Origin of the sequence: Tropicimonas omnivorans, assembly GCF_031846565.1 — a bacterium.
Lineage (GTDB): Bacteria > Pseudomonadota > Alphaproteobacteria > Rhodobacterales > Rhodobacteraceae > Tropicimonas_B > Tropicimonas_B omnivorans.
This window is the reverse complement of record NZ_JAVRHL010000003.1, coordinates 46417-72335: the sequence shown is the minus strand read 5'-3', so window position 1 is coordinate 72335 and position 25919 is coordinate 46417. Positions and strand designations below refer to the sequence as shown.

The 25919-nt window shown below is 68.1% G+C and carries 21 protein-coding genes and 1 riboswitch; of the genes, 10 read left to right on the top strand and 11 right to left on the bottom strand.

Features of this window, described 5'->3' with window-relative positions:
* Positions 1-3 precede the first annotated feature (3 nt).
* The gene (araD, locus tag RM543_RS10885) at positions 4-1737 is read left to right on the top strand and encodes an L-arabinonate dehydratase (RefSeq protein WP_311691515.1); all 1734 of its coding nucleotides are present in this window, start codon (positions 4-6) and stop codon (positions 1735-1737) included.
* Positions 1738-1799: 62 nt separating this feature from the next.
* The gene (locus tag RM543_RS10880; protein ID WP_432280467.1) at positions 1800-2510 is read left to right on the top strand and encodes a ribonuclease activity regulator RraA; all 711 of its coding nucleotides are present in this window, start codon (positions 1800-1802) and stop codon (positions 2508-2510) included.
* A 127-nt stretch (positions 2511-2637) separates the two neighbouring features.
* Here the strand turns inward: RM543_RS10880 and RM543_RS10875 are convergent, their stop codons facing one another.
* Both RM543_RS10875 and RM543_RS10870 read right to left on the bottom strand, forming a co-directional pair.
* Positions 2638-3624: a DUF1775 domain-containing protein gene (locus tag RM543_RS10875; RefSeq protein ID WP_311691511.1), complete on the bottom strand. Its 987-nt coding sequence runs from the start codon at positions 3622-3624 to the stop codon at positions 2638-2640.
* A 95-nt stretch (positions 3625-3719) separates the two neighbouring features.
* Positions 3720-4094 (bottom strand): hypothetical protein, encoded by a 375-nt coding sequence (locus RM543_RS10870; protein ID WP_311691509.1) that lies wholly within the window; start codon positions 4092-4094, stop codon positions 3720-3722.
* Between the two features lie 189 nt (positions 4095-4283).
* On the opposite strand from RM543_RS10870, the gene RM543_RS10865 reads away from it, so the two are divergent.
* A complete protein-coding gene (locus tag RM543_RS10865) occupies positions 4284-5012 on the top strand; it encodes a DUF533 domain-containing protein (RefSeq protein ID WP_311691507.1) in 729 nt (242 codons plus the stop codon).
* A 143-nt stretch (positions 5013-5155) separates the two neighbouring features.
* A complete protein-coding gene (locus RM543_RS10860) occupies positions 5156-6070 on the top strand; it encodes a lipid A-modifier LpxR family protein (RefSeq protein ID WP_311691505.1) in 915 nt (304 codons plus the stop codon).
* Between the two features lie 448 nt (positions 6071-6518).
* Here RM543_RS10860 and ggt read toward each other — a convergent pair whose 3' ends face one another.
* Positions 6519-8249 carry a gamma-glutamyltransferase gene (ggt, locus tag RM543_RS10855; protein WP_311691503.1) on the bottom strand — a complete coding sequence of 577 codons (1731 nt, stop codon included), beginning with the start codon at positions 8247-8249 and terminating at the stop codon, positions 6519-6521.
* Between the two features lie 96 nt (positions 8250-8345).
* Positions 8346-9221, bottom strand: coding sequence for a LysR substrate-binding domain-containing protein (locus RM543_RS10850; protein WP_311691501.1), 876 nt, complete (start codon positions 9219-9221; stop codon positions 8346-8348).
* Positions 9222-9319: 98 nt separating this feature from the next.
* Between RM543_RS10850 and RM543_RS10845 the strand changes: the two genes are divergently transcribed.
* A complete protein-coding gene (locus tag RM543_RS10845) occupies positions 9320-10441 on the top strand; it encodes a quercetin 2,3-dioxygenase (RefSeq protein WP_311691499.1) in 1122 nt (373 codons plus the stop codon).
* A 42-nt stretch (positions 10442-10483) separates the two neighbouring features.
* On the opposite strand, the gene RM543_RS10840 is transcribed toward RM543_RS10845, so the two are convergent.
* The 3 genes from RM543_RS10840 to RM543_RS10830 form a co-directional block, all read right to left on the bottom strand.
* The gene (locus RM543_RS10840; protein ID WP_311691497.1) at positions 10484-11560 is read right to left on the bottom strand and encodes an FAD-binding oxidoreductase; all 1077 of its coding nucleotides are present in this window, start codon (positions 11558-11560) and stop codon (positions 10484-10486) included.
* A gap of 5 nt (positions 11561-11565) precedes the next feature.
* Positions 11566-12795 (bottom strand): aromatic ring-hydroxylating oxygenase subunit alpha, encoded by a 1230-nt coding sequence (locus RM543_RS10835; protein WP_311691495.1) that lies wholly within the window; start codon positions 12793-12795, stop codon positions 11566-11568.
* Between the two features lie 106 nt (positions 12796-12901).
* A riboswitch (cobalamin riboswitch) is annotated at positions 12902-13101 on the bottom strand.
* A gap of 220 nt (positions 13102-13321) precedes the next feature.
* A complete protein-coding gene (locus RM543_RS10830) occupies positions 13322-13993 on the bottom strand; it encodes a DUF1045 domain-containing protein (protein WP_311691493.1) in 672 nt (223 codons plus the stop codon).
* A 55-nt stretch (positions 13994-14048) separates the two neighbouring features.
* On the opposite strand from RM543_RS10830, the gene RM543_RS10825 reads away from it, so the two are divergent.
* Positions 14049-15191 carry an alpha-D-ribose 1-methylphosphonate 5-triphosphate diphosphatase gene (locus RM543_RS10825; RefSeq protein ID WP_311691491.1) on the top strand — a complete coding sequence of 381 codons (1143 nt, stop codon included), beginning with the start codon at positions 14049-14051 and terminating at the stop codon, positions 15189-15191.
* Positions 15192-15441: 250 nt separating this feature from the next.
* Here the strand turns inward: RM543_RS10825 and RM543_RS10820 are convergent, their stop codons facing one another.
* From RM543_RS10820 to RM543_RS10810, 3 genes are all read right to left on the bottom strand, one after another.
* On the bottom strand, positions 15442-16122 hold the full coding sequence (locus tag RM543_RS10820) for a spermidine synthase (RefSeq protein ID WP_311691489.1): 681 nt from the start codon (positions 16120-16122) through the stop codon (positions 15442-15444).
* Between the two features lie 181 nt (positions 16123-16303).
* Positions 16304-17632, bottom strand: coding sequence for an HlyD family secretion protein (locus RM543_RS10815; RefSeq protein WP_311691487.1), 1329 nt, complete (start codon positions 17630-17632; stop codon positions 16304-16306).
* A 4-nt stretch (positions 17633-17636) separates the two neighbouring features.
* On the bottom strand, positions 17637-19649 hold the full coding sequence (locus tag RM543_RS10810) for an ATP-binding cassette domain-containing protein (protein ID WP_311691485.1): 2013 nt from the start codon (positions 19647-19649) through the stop codon (positions 17637-17639).
* 242 nt (positions 19650-19891) lie between these two features.
* On the opposite strand from RM543_RS10810, the gene RM543_RS10805 reads away from it, so the two are divergent.
* The 3 genes from RM543_RS10805 (at position 19892) to RM543_RS10795 (ending at position 23935) form a co-directional block, all read left to right on the top strand.
* Positions 19892-21586, top strand: coding sequence for a DUF3131 domain-containing protein (locus tag RM543_RS10805; RefSeq protein WP_311691483.1), 1695 nt, complete (start codon positions 19892-19894; stop codon positions 21584-21586).
* On the top strand, positions 21586-23088 hold the full coding sequence (locus RM543_RS10800) for a hypothetical protein (protein ID WP_311691481.1): 1503 nt from the start codon (positions 21586-21588) through the stop codon (positions 23086-23088). The genes RM543_RS10805 and RM543_RS10800 overlap by 1 nt, the downstream gene beginning before the upstream one ends.
* A 112-nt stretch (positions 23089-23200) precedes the next feature.
* Positions 23201-23935, top strand: coding sequence for a hypothetical protein (locus tag RM543_RS10795; protein WP_311691479.1), 735 nt, complete (start codon positions 23201-23203; stop codon positions 23933-23935).
* A 10-nt stretch (positions 23936-23945) separates the two neighbouring features.
* Here RM543_RS10795 and RM543_RS10790 read toward each other — a convergent pair whose 3' ends face one another.
* Positions 23946-24539: an OmpA family protein gene (locus RM543_RS10790; RefSeq protein WP_311691477.1), complete on the bottom strand. Its 594-nt coding sequence runs from the start codon at positions 24537-24539 to the stop codon at positions 23946-23948.
* Between the two features lie 237 nt (positions 24540-24776).
* Here RM543_RS10790 and RM543_RS10785 point away from each other — a divergent pair, with 237 nt between their 5' ends.
* Positions 24777-25919, top strand: a complete 1143-nt coding sequence (locus RM543_RS10785) for an acyltransferase (protein ID WP_311691475.1) — start codon at positions 24777-24779, stop codon at positions 25917-25919.

The window sequence follows — 25919 nt, the reverse complement described above, 5'->3', positions numbered from 1 at the left end:
CGGATGACCCGCAAGATCAAGGACCAGCTGCGCTCCGCGCGCTGGTTCGCTCCCGACGACCTCCGCAGCTTCGGCCATCGCAGCCGCCTGATGCAGCTCGGTTACGGCGAGGAGGATTTCATGGGCAAGCCGCTCATCGGCATCCTCAACACCTGGTCCGAGATCAATTCGTGCCACAGCCACTTCCGCGAGCGGGCCCAGGACGTGAAACGCGGCGTCCTCCAGGCGGGGGGCTTCGCGCTCGAGATGCCGGCCCTGTCGGTGGACGAGAGCTTCACCAAACCGACCTCGATGCTCTACCGCAACATGCTCGCGATGGAGACCGAGGAGATGATCCGCTCCCACCCGTTCGACGGCGTGGTCCTGATGGGCGGTTGCGACAAGACCACGCCCGGCCTCGTCATGGGCGCGATCACCGCCGGCATCCCGATGATCTACCTGCCGGCCGGGCCGATGCTGCGCGGGCACTACGCGGGCCGCATCCTCGGCTCCGGCTCCGATGCATGGAAGTTCTGGGACGAGCGGCGCGCCGGAAAGATCTCGGATGCCGAATGGCTCGGCGTCCAGGGCGGGATCGCGCGCTCCGCCGGAACCTGCATGACCATGGGCACCGCCTCCACAATGACGGCCATCGCCGACGCGATGGGCCTGACCCTGCCCGGCGCCTCCTCGATCCCGGCCCCCGATGCGGGCCACCAGCGCATGTCCGCGGAGTGCGGACGGCGCATAGTGGACATGGTCTGGGAGGACCTCGGCCCCGAGCGGATCATCACAGAAGGCGCGGTCCGCAATGCCGCCACCGTCGCCATGGCCACCGGCTGCTCGACGAATGCCGTCGTCCACCTCATCGCCATGGCCCGCCGCGCCGGCGTCGATTTCACGCTCGACGATCTGGACGAGCTCGGCCGCACGACCCCGCTCATCGCGAATGTCCGTCCCTCGGGGCAGGACTACCTGATGGAGGACTTCTTCTATGCCGGCGGCCTGCGCGCCCTGATGAAACGGCTCGAAGACCGGCTCGACACGTCCTGCCTCACCGTCACCGGCCGCACGATGGGGGAGAACCTCGACGGTGCCGAGGTCTATAATGACGATGTCATCCGGCCGCTGTCGAACCCCGTCTACGCCGAAGGATCGCTCGCGGTCCTGCGCGGCAACCTCGCGCCCTCCGGCGCCGTCATCAAGCCCGCCGCCTGCGATCCGAAGTTCCATGTCCACGAAGGCCCGGCGCTCGTCTTCGACAGCTACCCGGAGATGAAGGAGGCGGTGAACGACCCCGATCTCGACGTCACCCCGGATCATGTCATGGTGCTGCGCAATGCCGGTCCGCTCGGCGGTCCCGGTTTTCCCGAATGGGGGATGCTGCCGATCCCGACAGCTCTCGTGAAGCAGGGCCACAGGGACATGCTGCGGATCTCGGATGCGCGCATGTCCGGCACCTCCTATGGCGCCTGCGTGCTCCATGTCGCACCCGAAAGCTATGTGGGCGGGCCTCTGGCCCTTCTGAAGACGGGAGACACCGTCAGGCTCGACCTTCCGAACCGCCGGCTCGACATGCTGGTGGAGGAAGACGAGCTGGACCGCCGCCGCGCCGCCTGGATCCGGCCCGACCCCCGCTTCCAGCGCGGCTGGGGCTGGATGTTCTCCAACCACGTCACCCAGGCCGATACCGGCTGCGACTTCGACTACCTCGAGCGCGGCCACGGTCCGGCCGCGGGCGAGCCCGATATCTTCTGATGGACGATGCGTCCGCCCACCCCGCCCAACCGAATGCAACCGAAGGACCCGCCGTGAGCGATCTGACAGAAGCCACCCGCACCAAACTGACGGACGTCTCCGTCGCAACGCTTGCCACGGCCCTCTACAAGCGCGGCCTGCGCAACCAGGTGATCCAGGGCGTCCACCCCGTTGCCCCGAAGGGCCGCAACATGGTCGGTCCGGCCTACACCTTGCGCTACATGCCCGCGCGGGAGGATCGCAACGAGCTCTCCATCTTCCGCAATCCCGATCATCCCCAGCGGGTCGCCATCGAAACCTGCCCCGAGGGGCATGTTCTCGTGATGGACAGCCGCAAGGATGCGCGCGCGGCCTCCGCCGGGGATATCCTGATCACGCGGCTGATGGTCCGCGGGGGTGCCGGTGTCGTGTCGGATGGCGGCTTCAGGGATGCCGCGACGATCGGCGGGCTCGAGATTCCGGCCTACCATTCCCGCCCGTCCAGCCCCACCAACCTCGTCCTTCACGAGGCCATCGACATCAACGTGCCCATCGGCTGCGGCGATGTCGCGGTGTTTCCGGGGGACATCGTGGTCGGAGACGACGACTGCGTCATCGTGATTCCCGCCCACATGGCCGAGGAGGTGGCGGACGAGGCGGTCGAGATGACGGCCTACGAGGATTTCGTCACCGAGCAGGTGAAGGGCGGCGAGACAATCATCGGTCTCTACCCACGCACGAAGGACGAGCACCTGGCGAGCTTCGAGGCCTGGCGGGCCGAGAACGGCCGCTGATATCGCGCAGGGGCCGGCCTTGGCAGGTGCGGTCCCTGCCCGGACTGCGTGATCGCGGCCCCTTCGGGGCCGCGACCGGGTGATGCATCGCCGGCGCCGGGGTCGCTCCCCGCGCCCGACATGACGCTCAGTCGTGCGTATGGTCGCCATGGTCGCCATGCCCGCCGCGCTGGCGGGAGACGATCGGCAGGGTCAGGGTGACATCGCCGGCCTCCTCGAATGTCAGCGTGACGTCGGCGCTCTCGCCTTCGGACAGGGGGCCTTCGAGGTCCATCAGCATGATGTGATAGCCGCCCGGCTCCAGCGTCACGGTCTCTCCCGCGGGGATGGAGAGGCCACCCTCCACTTCACGCATCCGCATCACGTCTCCGTCCATGCTCATCTCGTGCACCTCGCCGCGCCCCGAGACCGACGAGCTGACGGCGACCAGGACGTCATCCGTCTCGCCCGTGTTCGCAACGGTCATGTAGCCACCCGCGACGGGCTGGTTCGGCACGGTGGCCTGGAGGCTCGCGCCGGTGATGCGCAGATCCCCGACCGAGGAGGCATCCTCCCCGTCTGCGGCGCCGTGGCCGTGGCCGTGGCCATGATGCCCATGCCCGCTGTCGCCCGCGACCAGGGTGAGGGACGGCGCCGGGTTCGGCACGTCGTGACCTGCGCCGCTCGTGTCGGTCCAGTCCGCCGTGCCTGAGGCACACGTCTGCACGGCCGGGAAGTACATCGCCTCGCCTGCATCCTCGTCCGGCCCGACCGTGCCGCGCAGGGTGAACTCGTCGTAATGCGCATCGGGCAGATCGCCGCCCGACCAGGTGACGACCCGGACGCCCTCGGTCATTTCGGTGCCGTGGTTGTCGAAGGGAACGTCATAGGCACCGGTCTCCGTCGAGAGGGTCCAGCCGGCCTTCGGCATGGGTTTGACGTTGTAGAACCCGTCCGGGATCTCGATGCGCACATCGTTGGTGGCTTCACCGTCGCAGCCATGTGGCACGCGCAGGGTGATCTTGGTGGTGGAGCCGATGGCGGCCTCGCTCTGCTCGAGCGTGGCGTGCGCAAGGGCGGCACCGGACATCAGGGAAAGGGCCGCAGAGGCGGCAAGAGTGGTCTTGGCAAACATGTCTGTCTCCGAAAAAGCGGATCAGCGCGGGGTTCGTCCCGCACCAGGTTCGGGGTGACCCGGAGCCCGTGGACCGGGCGGGGCCTCGAGGAAGATCAGACGGTGCGCGGCGGCCCGCGGGCGGAGACATGTGCGCCGAGATGCTGCGGCCCGCGGAAGAGATCGCCCCCCCGCGTCGCCTCGATGGCCCAGGCCAGACGGCGCGCGGCAAGCGGGGCTTCGGCGCGCGGCGGATGGGGCAGCTTGTGGCAGAACGGGCAGTCATGGTCATGGGCCGCGCCGGCGTGACCTCCATGACCCTCGTGGTCCTCGCAGAACGTCAGGACGTCCGCCCCGAAGGTCTGCAGCGCCATCTGCCGCTCGATTGCCTTGCCGTCCGGCGCCATCTGCACGGCCGACACGACGCTCATGCTCGCCAGGAGCAGGGCGACGAGGCCGGCGGTGAAGATGCGGGCAGCGGCACGGACCATGAGGGGAGGTGTCGCCTCGGATCGCGCCCCTGTCAAAGTGCATCTCTGTCGCACCGCTCTTTCTGCCGCGCCCGAGACCGAGACCGCCCGGCGCTCCGGAACGACAGTGGACCGTCGGTGTTGGGAGGCCACAGGCAGGGCGCGGGCCGGATCGGCGGCAGCGGGATCTGCAGACGGGGGGAGAACGCCATGAGCATGAAACGCATTCTCGGCACGATGCTGGCCACGCGGATGGCCGGTCGCGGGCGGAGCCGGGGAGCTCTCGGCTCAGCGGCCGCGCTCGGCCTGTTCGGCGCGCGGCGGCGCAAGCGGGGCGGCCTCGGCGGCAAGCTCGGCCTCGCCGCCCTTGGGTACATGGCCTACCAGGCCTACAAGGACAGCCAGTCGAAGCGGCCGCAATCCGCCGGTCACAGCGCATCGTCCAACTCCGGCAGCGGGCTGATCGACAAGCTTCGGGACACGGCAAACGACTTCCTCGGTGGCGGCGCCTCGGCCACGGGCGGCGGAGCCCATGCGTATGATGACGTAGACCCCCAAGACATGAGCGAGGGCGAAGCGGCGGCCGAGCGGTTCAGCGAGGACGAGGCCCTCCTGATGATCCGCGCCATGGTCACCGCCGCCTATGCCGACGGTGCGCTCTCGCAGGACGAGAGGGCCAGGATCATGCGGGCCATCGACGATGCGGACGCGACGCCGCAGGACCGGCAGATCATGGAGCGCGAGATCGCCAACCCCAGGCCCCTCGATTCGCTTCTGGCAGACGTGAACGATGCCGAGACCGCCGGAGAATTCTACCTGGCGTCCCGCGCCGCCATCGACGGTGACAGCCCGGCAGACCGCGCCTACCTCGCCGATCTGCGCCGCCGGCTGAACCTGTCCGAGGAGGAGGCCATCGAGGCCGACGAGATCGCGTCCTGACGGGCTCGCACGCAGGCAACGTGGCAGGGACGTCGCAGACAGGCGATGAATGGCGCCGGAGATCGGATTCGTTAGCGCATCGTTAAGAGATTCCGGGCTAGGACCAGTGAACCTTATCTTCCGCGTCCAGCAAGGCTCCTGTCATGCCCGCATCGTTTCTCGTCAGCCTCGCCGGGTGTGCGCTCGCCTGCGTCATCGCGCTGGCGGGAGGCACCGCTCAGGCCGACTATGCCGGATCCGCCCGCCTCTTCGTCAATGACACCTATGGCGACGGTCACGACCGGTGGAATACCGGCTCCTACCAGGGATCCTACTTCTTCAGCGACGCGCCGGATGCCGGCAGCACGCTTGAATTGAGGGGGCGCGGCGAGATCGTCACCCCCTGGTCCCCGTCCCGGCAAGAGGACGGCGATCGCCCCTACTCCACCCTGCTCGGCTTCGGCGCGTTCCTGCATCGCGACGTCGGCCCGGTCGAGACCCGAATCGGCGGCGAGATCGCCCTCAGGGGGGACAGCACCGGCCTGCCCGAGCTGCAGGCTCGGGCGCACGAGTTGTTCGACTACGATGGCTACGACCCGGAGACGCGGGACGATCCGCACCTGCCGGACCGGGGAGTGATGAGTCTGGAAGGGGAAGTGGCGCACACCTTCGTCCTTGGCGGCGCGGCAATGGTGCGCCCCTATGCCGAAGCGCGCTACGGCGACGACACGCGGGCCTCCTTCGGCGCCGACATCGTCATCGGGGGAGGACAGGATGCCGCCGTCTGGACCCGGGACGTGGTGACAGGACAACTCATGACCTACGATCTTCCGGAGGAGCGGGGCTTCGACGTCGGCCTCGTGCTCGGCGGGGACATCCAGCGCGTCACCGGGTCCGCGCATCTGCCGGACGGATACGGCGTGACCCTCGAGGAAAGCCAGTCGCGGGTCAGGATCGGACTTCAGGCCACGTCCGGCGATGCTCACCTCTTCGTCGGGCAGACGCGCCTGTCGCGACGGTTCGAGGAGCAGTCCGAGCAGCAACGCGTCGGGATGATCTCGATCGGCCTCGGGTTCTGACCTGCCCCCGGCGATCTCGCCGTTCACGCCGCGCCCCTCGCCGAGGATCGACGCCGCCCGATCGGTGACCGGAACTCCTCCGGCTCGTAGGCCGAGGTGATCCGAAGGGTCACCCGGCATGTCTTTTCCCGCTCAGGATGCCGCACCGCGCAAAGGTCGCGGGCGCGATGACCGCGGCGCCCGCGCGCGTGGCTTGGGTGGCGGCGAGACGCTCCCCGGCATTTGTCAGACTGGCCCCGACATGACGACGGCGCGACCGGACGGGCCTCTCGCGCCGGCTCATTCATCCCGGAAGGGTCCCATCGCTTCGGCGGGCGCGACACCGGTGCAGCGCGAGGATCGCATCGACTGCGCCTCGGCCAGGCGAGACCAGCCCCGAATCTGCCGAGGGACAACAAAAGGGCGCGGGGGTGCCCTGCCCCCCGCGCCCCATTCTTTCAGCCCCGGCTCATTCGCCTATGGCCAAGCCTTCGCGCCTTGGGTCGGCGCCGCCGATCAGCGTGCCGTCCCTGACCGCAATGGCGTGCAGGCCGCTCGTCAGGTCACGCACGTTTACCTCGAAGCCCAGTTCCTCGAGCGGCCCCTGAAGGTCGGTCGCGGCGGTTCCGTCCTCGAGATCGTAGGTCCCGAACCGGTTCACCAGGTTCGGCAAGGCGACGGCCGCCTGCGGGTCCATCCCCCAATCCATATGCGCGACGATGGTCTTGGCGACGTAGCCGATGATGCGGCTGCCACCCGGAGAGCCGACCACGAAGACGGGGGCGCCGTCCTCCATCACGATCGTCGGGGACATGGACGAACGCGGCCGCTTCCCGGGCTCCACGCGATTGGCGATCGGGCTGCCCTCGTCATGGGTGCTGAAGGAGAAATCCGTCAACTCGTTGTTGAGCAGGAAGCCCCCGGGCGCGAGGAGGCGGGAGCCGAAGCCGTTCTCGATGGTGGTCGTCATGGACAGCGCGTTGCCGTCGGCGTCGACGATGGAGATATGCGACGTGGACGGCAGTTCGATGGACGCATCGTCGCCGAGATCGAGCGCCGCGTGATCCCAGGGCGGCATGCCGGGCGAAACCTCGGGCAGGCTGTCGTCCCCCTCGAGAAGCTCGGCGCGGCCCGCGAGGTAATCGGGATCCAGAAGCCGCGGCACGGGCACGTAATCGGTATCCGCCATGTACCGCCCGCGGTCGGCGAAGGCGAGGCGGGAGGCGTCGCCGATCAGGCGCCAGGCGTCCGGAGAATCGGGCCCCATCGCGGCGAGCTCATAGGGTTCCAGAAGCGCGAGGATCTGCCCGACGGTCAGCGCGCCCGATGACGGCGGGCCCATGCCGCAGACCTCCGCACCGCGATAGGGTGCGCAGACCGCCGGGCGCTCGACGACCTCGTAGGCATCCAGATCTTCCAGTGACAGGACGCCCGGCTGGGCCGCACCGCGCACCGTGGCGACGATCCCCTCTGCCACCTCCCCGTGATAGAACGCATCTGCCCCGCGCGCTGCAATGGCGCGCAGCGTTTCGGCATAGGCGGCGTTCGTCAGCGTATCGCCTTCTGCGATGGCGGAGCCGCCGGGCATGAAATAATCGGCCGTGGCGGGCGCGACGGAGAGGAACTCCTCATCCTCGGCCACCAGGGCGGCGAGGCGCGGAGAGACCGAGAAGCCGTCTTCGGCCAGCCCGATGGCCTCGTCGAAAAGGCCGCTCCAGTTGGCCCGGCCCCAGCGGCGATGCGCCTCTTCGAGCAGCATGGGCGTGCCCGGCGTGCCGACCGAGAGGCCGCCGACGACCGCGTCGAAGAACCCCATCGGCTCCCCGTCCTTCTGGAAGAGCGTCGGGGTCGCGGCCATGGGGGCGGTTTCCCGGCCGTCGAGTGTGGTGATTTCTCCCGTCTCGGCATCGTACCAGACGAGAAAGGCTCCGCCGCCGAGGCCGGAGGATTGCGGCTCGACGAGACCGAGCGTGACCTGGACCGCGACCATCGCATCTGCAGCGCTGCCCCCGGCCCTCAGCACCTTGGCCCCGGCCTCGGACGCCAGCGGATTGGCGGCGACGACCATCCAGTTATCGGACGTGACCGGCTCCGGCGTTTCCCGGACGAGACCTGTCGCCTGCTCGGGCGCGACCGCGTCGGCGGCCTCCTGGGCGAGAGCGGGGGTGGTCATGAGAATGAGTGCGAGTACGGCGCGCATGGGGCATCTCCCTGGTATTGCCGACCCGATGGTGACGTCCCCGTGACCTTGCGGCAACCCCCCTCCGGGCGGCGAACCCGTCCGACCTCTCCTCCGTCACGGCTCCTCGGCCAGCATCCGGGCGATGGCGGCGGCGGTGCTCGCGCTCTGCGATCCGGACCACAGCAGCGTCACGTCGATATCGAACCTCCGGTCCCTGAGCCCGCGAAAGACGGCGCCCGCCTCGGGCCTGGCGATGCTCTCCGGCACGATCGCGACGCCCAGACCCGCCGCCACCATGCCGACCGTCATCGACGGGCTGCTGACGGCCCTCTGCGCGGCGGGAAGGTAGCCAAGCGCCCCCACGGTCAGGGACATGCCCATCACGTCGTGCGGCCCGGCATAGCCGATGAACGTCTCGCCGCGCAGCGCTTCGGCCGGGATATCCGCCTCTGCAGCCAGCGGATGCTCCTCCGGCAGGACGACGAGGGCCCGGTGCTGCGCCATCGTGTAACTCTCGAGCCCTTCGGGCAGCGCGAGAGAGGCGGTGGTTCCGAGGGAGGCATCGATATCTCCCCGAAAAATGGCGTCCGCCGCGCCCGCAGGGTGCACCTCCACAGGCTCGATCAGAAGGCCCGGACTGCTGGCCCGGAAGGCGCGCATGACACGTCGCAGCGCGCCGGACTGAACCGCCCCGTTGGACAGCCCGAGCCGCAACTGCCCGATCGCCCCCCGCTTCGCTTCCTGCGCGAGAAACCGGGCCTGATCGGCATGGGACAGGCAGCGCCGCGCCTCGATGAGGAACAGCTCGCCGGTCGGGGTCAGCGCGACCTTTCGGCGGGAGCGCTCGAACAGCGCGACGCCCAGTTCCTCCTCGAGTTTCCTGATCTGCATCGACAGGGCCGGCTGCACGATGTTCAGCCGCGCCGCTGCCTGTCCGAAGTGCAACGTGTCTGCCAGTACGGTGAAATAACGCAGATGTCGAAGCTCCATTGATCACTCGATATGATAAGTCAGTCACATATCTATATTATACTTGATGTCTGGATGGGAATAGCCACGACGCAGATACCAACGCGACAGGATTTTCGATGACTCTCTCCCGCAGAAGCTTTTTCCGCAGAGCCGCACTTGGCGGTGCGGCCGCTGCGCTCACCGGCGATATCGTCATGGCGGACGCTCCACTGGGGCAGATTCCCACGGCGCAGGCCGACGGCACATTGCCGGGTGCGCACGAACTCTATGCCCTCAGGGACGGCGAGGGTGAATTCCGCCTGATCGGCGGCCACGTGGCAACGGTGATCTCCCGCCCCGAGGACACCGACGGCGATTGTGCCGCAGCGGTTCTCACCGGGTCGATGGATGCCGGCCTGCCGCTGCACCGTCACGACGAGACGGACGAGGCGCTCTACGTCATGGACGGACGGCTCGAGCTGCACCTCGATGGAAAGGCGCACCTTCTGACCGCCGGCGACTACGCCTACGTTCCGGCCGGGACGGCGCATGGCTACCGCATGAAGAGCTGGCGCACCCGGATTCTGACGTGGTCCATCGGCTCCGGTCTCGGAGGCTTCTACGAGGCGCTCGGCACACCCTTCTCCCGCCCTGTCCAGCCGGATCTGCCTGACCTCACGATCCCCCAGCCCAGACTGGATGCCGCGGCTGCCGCCTCGGACGTGACCTGGCTGGGCGCGCTTCCCGAGGCTGAGGCCGCGATCGTCACCGCGCGCGAGATCCCGGAGGAGAAGCGGCCCTATGTGCTCATGGGCGGCGAGGGCGAGCGGCTCGTTGCGGCGGACCAGCTCTTCTCTCTCCTCCAGACATCCGCCTCGACCGAGGGCGCGTTCTTCGCGGTGCTCACCGAGGGGCCGGCGGGGCAGCCGATCCCGTGGCACTATCACAAGCACCACACCGAGAACTTCTTCTGCCTCGAAGGACGGATGACGCTCTGGGTCAACGGCGAGGAGATGACGCTCTATCCGGGCGATTACTGCCAGGTCACGCCCGGTACGGTCCACAGCTACCGGCTCGACACGCCCTATACGAAGTTCTTCGGGTGGCTCGTCCCTGCGGTCTTCGAGCCGTTCTTCCGCACCATCGGCGATCCGACCGAGATGCATGTCTTCCCGATGGAGCCGCCGGCCTTCCGCTTCGACCGCGTGATGGCGCGCATGGACGAGCTGGATCTGAACATCCTTCTCGTTCAGGACTGACCGGACTGGCCGGGCGTGGCCGAAAAGGCCGCGCCCGGACTTTCACGCATCCACGGTGACGTTTCCGATCGGGTTCGAACAGCAGGCGAGGATGTATCCGGCCTCGACATCCTCCTCGGTGATCCCGCCGTTGTGTACCATGTGGACCTCGCCCGCGACCTTCTTGATCCGGCAGGTGCCGCAGACGCCGAAGGTGCAGCCCGAGGGGATGTTCAGTCCGGCATTGCGGGCCGCGGCGAGGATCGTGTCCGTCTCGTGAACGGTCGCTGTCACACCGGACGCCGCGAAGGTCAGCTCCACGTCCGTACCCTGCTCCGGGACCACGTCGTCGATCTCGGGGACGTCCGCATCGGTCTCCGCCGGCGCCTGAAAGCTCTCCTGGTGGTAGCGGTCCATGTCGAAACCGAGGCCGAAGAGCGCCTCACGCACCGCGCGCATGAACGGCTCTGGACCGCAGCAGAAGACCTCCCGCTCCAGATAGTCGGGCGCCATCAGGCCGAGCATGAGCTGGTTGAACATGCCGCGATAGCCGGTCCAGGGGCGGAACGGGTCGGTCCCCTCGACGACCCATTTGAGATCGATCCCCGGCATCCGGGACGCCATGTGCTCCAGCCGTTCGCGGAAGATGATCTCGGAGGGGCGGCGGGCGCAGTTGACGAAGACGATGTCGGGCATGGTTCCGAGGTCGAACATGTAGGTCGTCATCGACATGGACGGCGTGATGCCGGATCCCGCGGAGATGAAAAGATATTTTTCGGCGGGATGGTTCAGGTGCGTGAAGACGCCGGCGGGCCCGAACGCCTTGAGACGCATTCCGGGCTGAAGCTCGTTCAGCATCCACTGGGTCCCGATACTGCCCGCCTGCGCCTTGATCGTCACCGAGATGGACCGGGGGCGGGAGGGAGAGGAGGAGATCGTGTAGGTGCGGTGGATCGTTCCGGAGGGCAAGGGCAGTTCCAGCGTCAGGAACTGGCCCGGCGAGAAGTCGAACAGCGCGCCGGACGGAGCCTGGAAGGTGAAGGTCGCCGTGTTCGGCACCTCGGGGATGATGGAGACGCATTCGAGCGGCTCGGCATCTGACCAGACGGCACGCTTCGGGAGGGAGGACAGATCGTTCATCGCCGTTATTCCGCCGCCATCCGGGAGGGCGCCGGCAGGCGCTCCGACAGGCTGCGGCAATACCAGTCGACAAATTGCAGCACGCCGGATTCCTGGAACTGCGAATAGGGCCCGGGCGTGTAGGCCGGAGAGTTGATGCCCTGCTGGTTGTCCTCGACGACCCGCCGATCCTCGTCGTTGGTGGCGATCCAGACCTCGGTCAGGCGCTTCAGGTCATAATCGCGCCCCTCCACGGCATCCTTGTGCACCAGCCACTTCGTCGTGACCTCGGTTTCGGTCGGGCTGACGGGGGTCATGCGGAAGACGATGGAGTGATCCGGCAGGAAGTGGTTCCAGGTCGTGGGGTAGTGGAACTGCATGAGGGCGCCAGCATCGTCGAACGGCACGCGCCCCAGCCGCTTCGTGACCGCGAGGCCCCCGTCCATCGTGTAGCTTTTGGCGCCGGCCTTCAGCGGCATCCGAGCGATCCGGTACTGGCCGCTTGGGTCGATCTGGAACCGGGCGGGGATCCCGGCCCCTTCGAGCCGATCGAAATGGGCCGCCAGATGCGGCGGCGTCTTGCCGTCCTCGACGCCGGTGACGGCCGGATCGTCGGGAAACGTGCGGCAGAGCGCGGGATGGTTGCCGCCGCAATGATAGCACTCGCGGTTGTTCTCCCAGACGAGCTTCCAGTTGCCGTTCTCGATGATCGAGGATTCGTGGGCGACCTTGGCGTCGGACAGATCGTGCGCGGCGAGGTAGGGGCGCACGAGGTCCGCGAAGGTGTCGAAATCGGGCGCCTCGTCGGCCAGGCAGATATAGATCAGGCCGGCCAGCTCCCGACAATGGACAGGCTTCAGGCCATGGGCGGAGGGATCGAAGTCCGGCCCCATGTCCCGCGCCCAGAGCAGCGAGCCGTCGAGCTCGTAGGTCCACTGGTGATACGGGCAGACCAGTTTCGGCACATGGCCCTTCGCGGCCTTGCAGATGATCGAGCCGCGGTGACGGCAGGAATTGTGGAAGGCGCGGATCGTCCCGTCCGCCCCGCGAACGAGGATCACCTTGTAGGCACCGACGGTGTGCGTGACGTAGGAGCCGGTCTTCTCGAGCTCGCAGGCGGGTATGGCGAACAGCCAGTCGCGGTACCAGATCGCCTCGAGATCGGCCTCGTAGATATCGGCGGCGGTGTAGAAGGGTCGCTCCAGCGCGTAGCCCGGTCTGTGCGTGGCCAGAAGCTGCGTGAGGTCGTGGTGCATGGTGTTCCCCTGCCGCACCCCGCGGCGATTAGTGAATTCGGAGGGCGGGCAGACCGTCAGATGCCGCTTCCCGTGCGACTCTTCCGGCGTCTGCACCGCCTCCCGCGGCTGACGTTCTCGCAAGGCTGGTTTCCGGACTTGAAGCGTGGCCCGGCGGCCCGGCATGGCTCCTTCCCGGGGCTGCTCGCCCCAGTGGCTCCGTCGCCATGCCCATCGCTTCCTTACCGTTGCGGGGGCAGTGCCGGCCTCTCACCGGCTTCCCAATTCTCCTCTGTCTCCAGCGGCACCTTGCAGGTCCTGTCTAGCACCCCCGAATCGCGCCTCAGCGCTCGAAAACGACTTGGGCCCTCCTGAAAGCGCCCAGCAGGGGACGACGGCGTGTCCTCGCGCAAGACGTGCATGGCATCCGGTCGGGCTCGGGCCGCGCCGGGTATCCGTCTGCCTCGGGGAGACTCCCCCGGAACGGATTGAACGTTCTGCGCAATGCCGCAAATCCGGGCAGCCCGGGAACGCGCGCTCCGGCGCGTCAGCCGGTGAGGGGGAAGCGCCGGATCAACTCGAATCTCCCGTCCGGCCGCTCGCCGGCCAGCGCCACGTCCTCCATCACGAACGGCACCGGCAACTCGGGGAGGCGTGCGCGGGCCTCCCGATACCAGCCCTCCGCCTTGTCCTTTGGCAGGCGCCCGGTCAGGGTGAGGTGGAAGTGGAACTCCTCCATGACATACGGGTACCCCCAGCGCGTCAGGAGCGCGTCCTGACGGGAGGTGAGCCCGGCGCCTCGGCGCCGCGCGATCTCGTTCGGTCCGGCCGGCGCCCGGAATGCGTCGAGCTCGGTCACGCACGACGCGGCGAGCCGTTCGATGGCAGCCGCATCCCCGACCGGAGTGAACGCCAGAAAGCCCCCGAGGGTTGTGAGCGCGAGCCCGTCTGCCCGCGCCGGCGCACCAGTCCGGGCGACGCTCTCCACGGCCTCCTCGAGAGCTGCGATGTCCAACCCCTCCGCAAGCCTGAAGGGTGGTTTGAGCGTGCCGTGAAATCCGTACTTCCGCGGCGCTTCAGTGACCTCGGCCAGTCCAGCGATGGCGGGCTGCGGCGCCGGACAGCCCTGCGCGACGTCCCATCCCAGCCAGCTTGCTCCGAATCTGGCCAGATCGCCGCCCGGCGGCAGATAGTAGACCGCGACCCGAGTGTATGACATGACGCTTCCCCCTCCCCCTGCCGATCCCGATCCGGCACCACGAGACGAGCACCGCATGCCAAACGACGTCCACCTTGCCAATGCCCGGCTCGTCCTGCCGGACCGCGTCCTTCCGGGGCGCATCGTGATCGAAGGCGGGCAGATCGCCGAGATCGCGGAGGGCGGCGGCGTGCCTGCGGGCGCGATCGATTGCGCCGGGGACATGATCCTGCCGGGGCTGGTGGAGTTGCACACAGACAACCTCGAGCGCCATATCGAGCCGCGCCCGGAGGTCGACTGGCCGCACGTCCCTGCCCTTCTGGCCCATGATGCGGAACTCGCTTCGACCGGGATCACGACCGTGTTCGATGCGCTGCGCGTCGGATCGATCCACGGCGGAACGGGCGGATACGGCGCCTATGCGAGAACGCTCGCAAACGATATGACGAGCCTCCGCGCCGCCGGTCATTTCAAGATCAGCCATTTCCTCCATCTCCGGGCGGAGATCTGCTCCGAAACGCTGCTGGAGGAGATGGCGGAGTTCGGTCCCTCGGACCGGGTCGGGATCGTCAGCCTGATGGACCACACGCCGGGGCAGCGGCAGTTCCGCGACCTCGGGGCGCTCAGGGCCTATGTCACCAAGAAGCGCGGCATGGACGACGCGGCATTCGAGAAGCACGTGGCCGAGCTCAAGGCGCTGCAGGCTCGCTTCGGCGCGGTCCACGAGGCCGGCGCGGTGGCGGAGGCCCGGCGCTATGGCGCGGTGCTTGCCAGCCACGACGACACCACGGCGGGCCAGGTCGCGTCATCCCATCGCGTCGGCGTCCGCTTCGCCGAGTTTCCGACCACGAGGGAGGCCGCGGAGGCCTGCCGGCAGACCGGCATCCGCGTGATGATGGGCGCGCCGAACCTGATCCGGGGCGGCTCCCATTCGGGAAACGTGGCCGCCAGCGAACTGGCGGAGGCGGATCTGCTCGATATCGTGTCCTCTGACTACGTTCCGAGCGCGCTGCTTCTCTCCGCGTTCCGGCTGGCCGCGCTCTGGGACGATCTGCCCCGCGCCGTCGCCTGCGTCACCGCGACCCCGGCCCGCGCCGCCGGTCTCGAGGATCGCGGCGCACTCTCCTCCGGCCAGCGCGGCGATGTCATCCGCGTTGCTGAAGCCGGCGACGCCCCGATCCTGCGCGGCGTCTGGTGCCGGGGAGAGCGCATCGCGTGAGGCGCGCCCGGCGCCGCGAGTGACGCCGGATGCCGCCATGAGGACAGAAGAGGCCCTTATCCGGCTGCGGGACAATGCCGGACAAGCCGGCACCTCCCCCCGAAGCCCTGCGGGACGAAGGGACGCCGGCCGGGATCGAGGCACGAGACGCTCCCCCGGCGGGCACGTGGACAAGAGCGAGGCATCCTGCAAAAGCTCGTCGTCGCGGCCCCGAAGATGATCGAGCCGCGGATCGTCTCTCTCACGGCTGTCAGCGTCCGGGGCGCACCGCCGTCCAGATCGTGTGGCGTGAGCCGCGCTTGCTGCGCCCCGCCCGGATCGTATGCGCGCTGGCCTCGAACCCGCACGCCGAGAGCCGCTTCAGGAAGGCCGCATCCGGTGCCGCGGACCAGACCGCCAGCACCCCGCCCCCGGTCAGCGCCCGGCGCGCGGAGCGCAGACCGCGCTCATCGTAGAGCGCATCGTTTCCCGCCCGGGTCAGACCGTCCGGACCGTTGTCGACGTCGAGCAGGATGGCGTCGTACGTTCCTTCGGCCTCGCGGATTTCGGCCAGGACATCTCCCGGCCTCACCTCGACCCGCGGATCGGACAGGCACTCCTTGAAGACCGGCGCCATATGCGTCCGCGCCCAGCCCACGAGGTCGGGCACGAGTTCCGACACGACGAGCTGCGCGCCCTCGGGCGCAATCGCCTGGGCGGCGCGAAGGGTAAACCCCATGCCGAGCCCGCCGATCAGGACACGCGGCGCCGAGCGACCGGACAGGCGGCCGAGCGCCAGCGTGGCGAGCGCCTCCTCGGACCCGCCGAGCCTGCTGTTCATCAGCTCGTTGCCACCGTCGAGCCGAATGGAAAACTCGTCCCCCCGCCGCAGGAGCCTGAGCGTGTCGCCGTCCGGCGCGGTCGCGGTTGCAAGCTTGACCCACGGCAGCATGGGGGAGTCTCCTGTCATCGGTGCGGTGTCATCCGCCAATCCGGCCCTCCGGCGCAGAAGAAGGCCCCGCGCGTTTCGGCTCAGTGCCCGCTGCCCAGCACGCCCTGGACGTCGCGCTGACCGGGCCGCGCCATCGCGGCCTTCTACCGAGACGGAACCGAAGTGGCCACCGTACAGGCCCTCATGGGGCGCCGCCGACGGACAGGGCACCTCTCGATGCCAGCCCGGAGAGAACGAGCGATGGCGGAAGAAAACGCCCCCAACCTACGTGGACCCGACCTCCGAGATCGCTCAGAGCGAGACCGATTTCTTTCGCCGGCGTCGTTCGCGTCCGGGTGACGGAGACCGACACCGCGCGGCCCGGGCCGTCCAGCCCGCGCGAGATCGGCATGCGTTCGAGCTCTGACAGACTGGGCCCGTCCAGGGCGATCTCCACCTCGATGCTGTCCTTGCCGGGGATGAAGGCGAGGTGCCTGACTTGGCCGGACAGTTTCTGCGCCCCGGCGCTGGTGCCGAGGATGAAGACGTGGACGGGCGTATCGATCCTGAACCCTTGCCCGTCATCCGTTGGCAGGTCGAGGCGCACACGCCAGGACGCGCTACCGGCTGGCTGAAGGTCGAGAAGCGGAACGGCATCGTCGGTCCCGATCGCGCCCTGCACCTGCCTGACCCGGAGGATGCGTCCCGACTGCGGCAAGCTGAGCCGCGGCGCCTCGTGATATTGACCCAGGACCCTTTCGCGGTCGGTCGCCTCGGCGATGCGGTCCGTCAGCATGTCGATCCGCTTGCCTCTCTCGCTCTGCGACGAGGCGTCGGCGTCCCGCCGCGCCAGGTCGAGGGCCGACCGGCGTTTCTCCAGATCGGCTCGCTTCGCCGCTAGTGCGATTGTCCGGCTCGCCCTGTCCCTGGGATCGGTCTCCTCGAGCACCATTCGCCGGGCCGTATCGAGAAGGGCGATGTCCCGGGCGAGCGCCTTCTCCGCCGCGCCGATCCGGTCGGCCCGACGTTTGCCACCCTCCTTGAGGGCGTCGCATTCCTGTTCGATCCGGGCGAGCCCCGCGCGTGTCTCGTCGTCAAGCTCCGAACCGGGACCGCCGACAAGCTCTTGTGTGGTCGTGATCGAGCGTGGCTCGTCCGGCGGAGTCAGCAGGCAGGCGCGCAGGGTGACGTCGAGAAGGCGCTGACGGCGCAAGGCCTCGAGTTCCTGGGCAATGGCGTCCCGGTCGAGGACCGCCAGGGTCTGACCGGCGGCCACGTCATCCCCGCCGGCGACCAGGATCTGCGCCGGCGGCAGGCCCGCCGGAAGTTCGAGGCTGAGCGGGGCAGCGGTGGACAGAAGCGTGCCGGGATAGGTCTGCCGCGTCGGAACGGACGCCAGTCTCGCCGCAAGACAGGCTCCGACAGCGAGGATCGCGAGACAGGCGACGGCGCTCAAAAGCCAGACGGCTGGCGCGATGCCGCGCCGAGCGCTGCGCGGGCAATGGCGGAAAGCTGGCGAGGAGCGGGCCATGGGCTTACCCGCCCTGCCCGGCGCGGGGGTCATAGATGTCCAGCGTCGCGGTCAAAAGCCGGTGATCGTTCTCCACGCTCGCCTCCAGATCCCGGCTGTAGCGCAAGACACGGGCGAGCGGGGGCATTCGCCCGACGAGACCCTCGTCCATCGCCTGACGGCGAGCCTGTTCCAGCTTTCCCGAGGACAGGGCCGGATCGTCGTCGATCATGCGCAGGACGCCGTGACCTTCGAAGAGCTTGAGCTCGAAGCGCAGGCGCTGCCCGGACCCGGGCGCGGCGGTCTGACAAGAGAAGGCGAGCATCTCGGCGGCCAACTGGGCCGCGGCACGCCGGTTCGCCTCGTCGCCGGGGCGTCTGAACCGTCCTTCAACCCAGCTCGTCAGCGCTTCTTCGCTCTCCAGGGTACGATCGGCGGTGAAGCCGGCCCAGCCCGCGCTTTGCTTGGCTCGGATCTCGCTCGCATCCCCGAACTCGGATACCCGTCCGTCCTGCAGCACGAGAAGCTTGTCGCAGGCCTCGAGGAGCGCGCGGTTCTCGGTCACCATCAGGACAACACGGCCGAGCTGGCATTCGAGACGTAGCCGGGACAGGACAGCGTCGAGCTGTGCAGGGCCCAGCCCGTCCTCGGGCCGGTCGAGAAGGTAGAGATCGGGAGCGAGGAGGAACCCGCGGGCAAAGGCCAGTGCCTTCGTCTGCCCGCTGGGCAGAACGCTGGCATCCGGAACGGTGCAGATCCGGTCGGCCTCATCGGCGGAAAAGACCAGACGTTCCAGGATCTGCTTGCCGCGGGCCTCGGCCGGACCCGCGTGGAAGCAGGTCAGGTTCTCGAGCCCGGAGGCCGGCAGCACGAGCGGCGTGGGCGGCAGGTGGACCGTCGGCACCGGGCCCGCCTCGACGGTCCTGGCCCACGGGTCACGTCCATTGATCCGCGCGGAGCCCCGCACGTCCAGCCCGGCGAGATCGTAGGGCGCGGACAGGGCGCGGAGCAGGAGCGTCTTGCCGGCGCCACTGGGCCCGGAGACGCCGATGATCGTGCCGGGCTCGGCGGAGAAGCTGGCCCCCGAAAGCAGCGCCCAGCCGCCCGGAATGGTGACGGTCAGGCTCCGGACGGCAAGGCCCGGCGGCGCATCGCAGTCGGCATCCAGAGGCTCGATGGTGCGTGCCAGATCGGCCGCATCCCGTTCGGGCCGGGAGCGGGCCAGAATGGCACCGGCAACCGCCGTTCCAGCCCAGAGGGCAATGAGCGCGGCCCCGGGCACCGCACCCGTGGTCAGGTGGGCCGTACCGGCGAGATAACTGGCCGCGGCGAGTGTCACGAGGGCGGAAAGCCAGCCGGACGCGCGGCGCAGGGGCGCTTCCATCGCATGGCCTTCGGGAGCACTCCGCGCCAGCCGCAGACCGGCCGCGTCGCGCCCGGCGAGAAGTGCGGTGGCCTCCTCGGGCGTGACATCCCAGAGAGGTTCGGTGCTCCCCCGGCGGGCGAGGATCCGCGCGCCGGCACTGGCTGCGGCGGCTGCCAGAACCACCCCCAGCCCCAGCAGTGGATGGAGGATCGCGAGCATCAACGCGGCTGCGCCCCCGAGCCAGGCATTGGCGCGCCTGGCCTGAGCCAGTCTCAACGCACGATACCCGGCGAGCGCACGGGTATGGGCGTAGTCGAAGACGAGGCTGCCGATCACGGGCACGATACCGATCGCGGCCAGAAGCGGCGCGAGAAGGGTCTGCGCCTCCTCCGCCACGAGGGTCTGGAAGAAGACCGCGAGAAGCCCGATCGCCAGAAGGCAGATCCCTGCGCCGACGGTGAACGCCGTGGACATGCTGGCCGCCCAGATCGGCAGGGCCCGCGCCGCCATGGGCAGGCCCGCCGGCGAAAGGTGCTCCGTCTGCAGCTCCGTCGCGAGGATACCGCCAGCTTCACCTTCCGGGCCGATCCCGGACTGCCCCCTGTCGGGCGCGGGCGGCTCGTGGTCCAGCGGGATGCCGGGGGCGGTCTGCAGGGGAGCGGAGGTGAGCATCGGCAAATCCGTTCTCGAAAAACAGGTTCGGCAAGGCATACGCCCCCCTCATTTAAGAAAGCCCTTTCAAGCGCACTGAACTGCATAAGATTTTTGGAAATTCCGCGCCTTCGGGGCCGGTCGCGATTCTCATTTTCTTAAGCCGGATTTGCCAATTATCGACACCGTCACATCCCGGGCGGCCCTGCATTCCGCAAGCTGCGGAGCCCGGAACAATCGCCCGAAACAGAAAGACATTGCCGATGAGGTCGACTCGCCAGACATCGCGAAAGACGATCCGTTTCGGTGGCCTCGCCTTCGGCGCGTCCGCCCTCGGCATGATGGCGCTGACGGCCACGGTCGCGATCGGGGCCCGGACGATCTTTCTCAACCAGCCCGACGAGGCGGTGCCGATCATGGCCGGCGGCGACCGGGACGATCTGCCGGCGCTGATGCGGGGCAACCTGCCGAGCGTCACGACAAGCATGGTCCGCGACGAGCCGCGCCGCGAGAGGCCGCCGCGGATGTGCGAGATGCCGTCCGACTATTACGACCGCCTGGACGATGGCTCCGCCGACGCGCCTCCCGGAAGCTATACGAAGCGCAACGAATATGTTCGCCCCTACAAGCCCCGCCGCGGGTTCCTGAGCGAGCGGGAGATGCGCGCCGCGAAGGTCGCCTGGCACTATTTCGAGACCTTTACCCAGGAGGAAACGGGCCTCGCCAATTCGGTCGGCAGCTACCCCTCGACGACGATGTGGGACACCGCCTCCTACATGAGCGGTCTCGTTGCGGCCTACGAGTTGTGCCTGATCGAGAAGCCGGAGTTCGACCGCCGCGCCGTGCAGCTTCTGACCACGCTGAAGACGCTCGACCTCTTCCGCGACGAGTTGCCGAACAAGGTGTACCACACCCGCACCGGGGCGAAGGTGAACTATGCCAACAAGGACGGCGAGATCGGTTTCTCGGCGCTCGATATCGGCCGGTTCCTGATCTGGATGCGGATCATGAAGAACCGCTTTCCCTATCTCGGCAACAGCATCGATTCCGTCCTGCTGAAATGGGACTTCTCGAACGTCATCGACGAGGAAGGGCTGATGCGCGGCGCCTACGTCAACAAGAAGACGGGGGACACCGTCTACGCGCAGGAAGGCCGTCTGGGATACGAGGAATATGCCGCCAAAGGCTTCGCGCTCTGGGGCTTCAAGCCGATCTTGTCGCATCGCGCCGAGCCTTTCCTGACCGCCTCGATGTTCGGCGTTGCGGTGCCCTATGACGGGCGTGATCCCCGCATCTTCCACTCGCAGAATTACGTGGTGACGGAATCCTACCTGCAGGACGGGCTCGAGCTCGGCTTCGACCTGCCCCATGACGACACCACGCCGCCCTGGCTCCATTCGGATGGCTGGCGCGCCGAGTTCGCCGACCGGATCTATGCCGTGCAAGAAGCGCGCTGGCGCCAGACCGGCTTCATGACGGCGCGCTCCGAACACAACGTGAAGGGCTCGCCCTACTTCGTCTACGACAGCATCTTCTCGGACGGTTACCCCTGGAACACGGTCACGCCCAGGGGCGACTATTCTCCCAAACATGCCGCCGTCGCCGCGAAGGCCGCGCTGGGGATGTGGGCGCTGTGGGACACCGAGTACACCGATGTGCTCTTCGACGCGATCATCGAGCTCTACGACCCCGAGAGGGGAATGTACGAAGGGCTCTACGAAGGCGGCCAGGGGCGGGTCGAGATCGTCAGCGCCAACAACAACGGCATCATCCTGGCGGCACTCCTGCACAAGGTGCAGGGCCCGATCCTGACGCCGTATACCGGCTCGACCGAGGTCTGGTTCACGGCCTACCGCGACCAGAACGTGCGCGAGAAGCGCAATTATCCCGATCCGCCGAGGGAAGAGGACTGGCTGCCGGCCCTCCGCCACTCGATCCAGAGCGAGGCTGACTACTGATGAGACAGTTCCCCCTTTCAGGTGCCGCGGCGCTCGCGCTGTGGGCCATCCTTCCGGTCGCCGCATCCGGACAGACCGCCGCTGACCCCGCCTCCGCGGACGGGTTCGCATCGGAGAACGCGGTTCTCGACACCTCGATCCCCTTCGCGATCGGCGCGCGGGAGGCCATGCAGGAGCTGCGCGGCGCCTTCGGATGGCCGACCTTTCAGGAAGGTCTCGTGGGCGGCGTCTACTTCCGGTTCGATCCGGATGGCTATGCCCGCTTTGCCCCCACACCGCGGCTCGACACCGATATCTTCGAAGTGGTCTGCCGCCCCCGCACGTTGTCCTGCATGGGCCGGAAGGGGCCGCTGTCAGTGTTCCTGAACGGTCGCGGGCAATTCGAGATCAAGCTCGACGGGGTTCAGGAGGGCGACACCCTGCACCTGGCCGAGGGCGTGAGCGAGATCCAGTTGCCCGAACAGGTCCTGATGCCGCTGACCGCCCAGCTCGAGACACTTCTCGGCAGCGGCGGCGAGCTGGTGCGCCGGCGCGACGGGGAAGAGCAGGCGCGGGTGTCCCTGACGGGCGTCGGTGCCGTCTTCGCCTACCTGCGCTGGGTTGCCGCAAAACAGGATTATACCGTTTTGCCAAGGGACTGGCCGGTCCCCAATGCCGCGGGTCTCACCGATGCCGGGCGCCTGACCAAGCCGCAGAGCTGGGCCTCTCCGATGCCTCAACCCCAGACCCAGCCGATGCTTCCCGTCCTGGCAATGCCCACCGCGGCGCCCGATCCGGCAGGCTCCGAGGTGGCTGAGGTGCGCGGCGAACTGAACCTGCTGAGAGAACTGCTCCTGCAGCGCTCCGCCGAGGCAGCCGCATCGCCGGCGGCCCCTCCTGCAGCCGCTCCTCCTGCAGCCGCTCAAGCGGACCTGCCTTCGGCGCCGGCGGCCAATCCGGCCGCGCCGCAGACCGCCGCGATGCTCGCACCCCCACCGGCCGATCCAGCGCCGCATGGCGGCCTTGCCTCCCTGGAAGCCCGGATCATCGAGCTTCAGCGCCAGTTGAACCTTGGCCGGATGGACGCGATTGGCGTTCCCCTGACCCCGGCAGACGGCGCGGCGGAGCCCGCCTCCTCAGCGCCCGGAGACGCGCTCGAAGCGGTCGCGGAGGAGCCCGTTCCCGAGAATGCGAAGATGGTGGAGCATCTGAGCTACCTGATGACCGAGATCGGGCTCGACCCGCAGATGGCGGTGATGCTGCTCCAGATGCAAGTGGAAGGCGCTGACACTCCGGCGATGTCGGGGGCCGATCCGGCCGCGACCGATCTGACCGAACTTCTGACGGAGATCGGCATCGCTGCGCCCCTGCCGGGCACGGACGACGTGGTGACGGGCGAGGCCGATCCGGCCCCGGCGGACCCCGCAATGCCCCCCGCAGCGGCCGTATTACGTCCGGTATCACCGGCTGAGTACGAGCTCCTCACCGACTATTTCAAATCGGTGTTCCCCCCGACTGAATGAGCAAAGGGGCGGTCGTTCGACTTCTCTCGAACCGCCGCCTTCGTGACGCGGTCGAGCCTTGGCCCTGCACCCTGCGACGCTGCATCCTCCTATCTCGCAAAGGAGGATCGTCATGTTCAGGACCCTATCGCATCTGCCGTCAGGCCTCGCATTCGAGAAAGCGCAGCGTTGCGTGTCCGCCGGCGCGATGCATGCCATCCGCGCCGGCAGGGGCCTTCTGAGGGGCTTGAGCTGGCGCGCGCGGTGCTCCTCGATTGCGCTGGCGGCCCTCGGTGGACTGGGGCTGGCCTCGCTCGGCGCCGCCCCCGCCCGGTCGCCGGACCCGGGCTGGCATCTCTTTGCGCAGATCGCCGCGGAAGGGACCGCGCGGTTTGTCTCCGTCGAGGAAGGGCTTCGGCGCTCGGCCTGGACGGTGAGCTGCCGGGTGCCGCTCAGGGGCTGCGTCGCTCGCGGCCCAGGCATTGTCCTGCGGCTCGACGGGTCGCAGGCCCCCTGGCTTCTGGGGCCCATCACACCCGGTGCGCGGATTTCGCTGGATGACGGGCGCAGACGGGAAGCTCTCGACGGCCTCTTTGCCCGTCCGGTGCCGGAGGCGCTCGTCGCGCGGCTGTCGAACCGGCAGGTCCGCCTGATCATCGAGGAGCCGGGCTATCGAGACAGGGAACTGACCCTCGCGGGGCTGGCCGACGTCATCGATTACCTTGCCTGGATCGAAACGCACGAAGCCCGCACCGGCCGCGATGCGCGGCGCTGGCCGGGCCTTGCGGACCTGGTGCAGGCCGGGCTGACGGAAGGCGAAACCGGTCCGGGCGCGCAGGCGATCTCGCTCAGGGCGACGGAGCTCTGAGGCTCCGCCCTCAAGGGCAGCGGCGGGCGTAGATCGTCACGCGGCGGTTCAGGGGGGCGCTTACGGGCCGGCCCGGCAACGGCTGATGGTCGCCGACATTGGTGATTTCGCGGATCCGGCCCGGCTTCGAGAGCCGCGCGCGGATCGCCTCAGCGACCGCTTCGGCCCGTTCCTGGGCAAGGCGCACATTGGCGGCCCGGTCGTCACCGGCGGTGCGGTTCGCATGACCGACGAGGCGCAGGCACGCCTCCGCGAGCGGCGGCGTTTCCAGCGCGCCCGCCAGACGGTCGAGCTGGTCGCTCATCCCCTCATCGATCACGGCATTGCCGGCCGAGAAGACGAGATTGTCCTGTCGTTCCTGCCGGGTCAGACGGCCGGGAGCGACGGGGGGCGTCGATGTGGCGAGCGGCGCCGTTTCGGGCGCGGCCTCCGCCACCGGAGGGTGGGCCTTTTGTCCGCCCAGCGCCTCGCGGCAGGAGGCGTGGGCGACGCCGTAGGCCTGCCAGAGAGCGGCGCAATCCTGCGCCGACAGCGCGTCACTGGCGATCGACGGCAACGGGCCGAGTGCGAGCAGGGCGGTGCTGATCAGTCGAGTGAGAGACATCGGATTCCTTTCCTTTGCCTCCGCGATAGGGGCCAGGACATAAATTATCGTTAATCCCGAGATATTCCGCTTGTGCATTCCGGGAAAAGGAACACGCAATTTTCGAGAAATCCGAAACTCTAAATTTGCTGCAAACGAAAGCGCCAAGCGATTGATGCCGTTCAGATTAAATTAGGCCCGCGCTGCCAAACCTGATCGCCGTGAAGTGTGGATCCTGTGAGGGGATTGGGGAAGCAAATGGCGCAGACCGAACGCTATGTCTGGCTCGATACATTGCGGCTGACCGCGGGTGTGTCGATGATCGGACTGCATGCGACAGCGGATGCCAATGGGCAACCGTTCGTCGACTATTCCGAAGTCGAGCGGATTGCGCCGATGCTGGTGCGCGCGATTATCTACGTCGCGCGCACCGAACTCTTCATCATCATAGCTCTGTTCCTGCTCCTGATGTCGCTGGACCGCAGGCCGCGCTCCTATTCGAGGGTCATTGCCGACCAGGCGCGCCGCCTCCTCGTGCCCTTCGTCTTCTGGACGGTCTTCTATGCCTTCTACAGCCTCCTTAAGGCCGACGCGTTCGGCTACGGCACGGCCCTGCGCGCCGAACTCGCCGACCCGGTCATCTGGGCGCGGTACCTGCTCCTCGGCGCATCGAAGTACCATATGCACTTCATCCCGACCCTTTTCGGCATCATCCTGGCCTATCCGCTCTTCCGGCTTGCCGTGAAGCAACCCATCCTTGGCCTCGGGGTCCTGGCAACGCTGGCCCTGAAGCGGGAGCTGGACGGGTTCGTATATTCCACCTTCTGGGACACCGAAGCCCTGTCCTGGATCGTACGTTTCGTGAAGTGCCTGACCTATGTCGGGTACGGCATGGTGGCCGGCGCGTTCCTCGGCCTGTGGCGGACGAGCGGCGGGCTGGCCGATCCGGCGGACGCGCGAGAGGCATGGGTGCCGCCGCTTCTCTTTGCCGGCGCCGCGCTCTTTCTCGCCAAGCTCGCGGCGACGTGGCTCACCGTGCAGAAGGGCGAGTGGCCGTATGGCTTCACCGCAGGTTACTGGGCCGACTACCTGATGCCGATCGTGCTCTTCGCGATCTGCATGTGTTTCGCCGGGCGGCGTTGGCCCGGGTGGATCAGCGTGGCCGCGCCCTATGCGTTCGGGATCTATCTCTGCCACCCGATCTTCCTCGATCTGGCGGAAATTGCGATCTCCGGCGTGCCCCTGAGCCCGATCCTGCAGATCGGCGTGAAGATCGGGGTCGCCCTCAGCGGCACCTCCGCGCTCGTCTGGCTGATCGGACGCTGCCCGCCGCTCGCCTGGACGATCGGACTGGGGCCCCTGCCCCTTCCGCGCCGCTTCCGCCCGGCTACCGCCGCCTGA

Bases quoted from the DNA above. Each gene is read 5' to 3' on its own strand.
- araD (WP_311691515.1), top strand. From the start codon at position 4: ATGACCCGCAAGATCAAGGACCAGCTGCGCTCCGCGCGCTGGTTCGCT.
- RM543_RS10875 (WP_311691511.1), bottom strand. From the start codon at position 3,624: ATGTTTGCCAAGACCACTCTTGCCGCCTCTGCGGCCCTTTCCCTGATG.
- RM543_RS10870 (WP_311691509.1), bottom strand. From the start codon at position 4,094: ATGGTCCGTGCCGCTGCCCGCATCTTCACCGCCGGCCTCGTCGCCCTG.
- RM543_RS10865 (WP_311691507.1), top strand. From the start codon at position 4,284: ATGAGCATGAAACGCATTCTCGGCACGATGCTGGCCACGCGGATGGCC.
- RM543_RS10860 (WP_311691505.1), top strand. From the start codon at position 5,156: ATGCCCGCATCGTTTCTCGTCAGCCTCGCCGGGTGTGCGCTCGCCTGC.
- ggt (WP_311691503.1), bottom strand. From the start codon at position 8,249: ATGCGCGCCGTACTCGCACTCATTCTCATGACCACCCCCGCTCTCGCC.
- RM543_RS10850 (WP_311691501.1), bottom strand. From the start codon at position 9,221: ATGGAGCTTCGACATCTGCGTTATTTCACCGTACTGGCAGACACGTTG.
- RM543_RS10845 (WP_311691499.1), top strand. From the start codon at position 9,320: ATGACTCTCTCCCGCAGAAGCTTTTTCCGCAGAGCCGCACTTGGCGGT.
- RM543_RS10840 (WP_311691497.1), bottom strand. From the start codon at position 11,560: ATGAACGATCTGTCCTCCCTCCCGAAGCGTGCCGTCTGGTCAGATGCC.
- RM543_RS10835 (WP_311691495.1), bottom strand. From the start codon at position 12,795: ATGCACCACGACCTCACGCAGCTTCTGGCCACGCACAGACCGGGCTAC.
- RM543_RS10830 (WP_311691493.1), bottom strand. From the start codon at position 13,993: ATGTCATACACTCGGGTCGCGGTCTACTATCTGCCGCCGGGCGGCGAT.
- RM543_RS10825 (WP_311691491.1), top strand. From the start codon at position 14,049: ATGCCAAACGACGTCCACCTTGCCAATGCCCGGCTCGTCCTGCCGGAC.
- RM543_RS10820 (WP_311691489.1), bottom strand. From the start codon at position 16,122: ATGCTGCCGTGGGTCAAGCTTGCAACCGCGACCGCGCCGGACGGCGAC.
- RM543_RS10815 (WP_311691487.1), bottom strand. From the start codon at position 17,632: ATGGCCCGCTCCTCGCCAGCTTTCCGCCATTGCCCGCGCAGCGCTCGG.
- RM543_RS10810 (WP_311691485.1), bottom strand. From the start codon at position 19,649: ATGCTCACCTCCGCTCCCCTGCAGACCGCCCCCGGCATCCCGCTGGAC.
- RM543_RS10805 (WP_311691483.1), top strand. From the start codon at position 19,892: ATGAGGTCGACTCGCCAGACATCGCGAAAGACGATCCGTTTCGGTGGC.
- RM543_RS10800 (WP_311691481.1), top strand. From the start codon at position 21,586: ATGAGACAGTTCCCCCTTTCAGGTGCCGCGGCGCTCGCGCTGTGGGCC.
- RM543_RS10795 (WP_311691479.1), top strand. From the start codon at position 23,201: ATGTTCAGGACCCTATCGCATCTGCCGTCAGGCCTCGCATTCGAGAAA.
- RM543_RS10790 (WP_311691477.1), bottom strand. From the start codon at position 24,539: ATGTCTCTCACTCGACTGATCAGCACCGCCCTGCTCGCACTCGGCCCG.
- RM543_RS10785 (WP_311691475.1), top strand. From the start codon at position 24,777: ATGGCGCAGACCGAACGCTATGTCTGGCTCGATACATTGCGGCTGACC.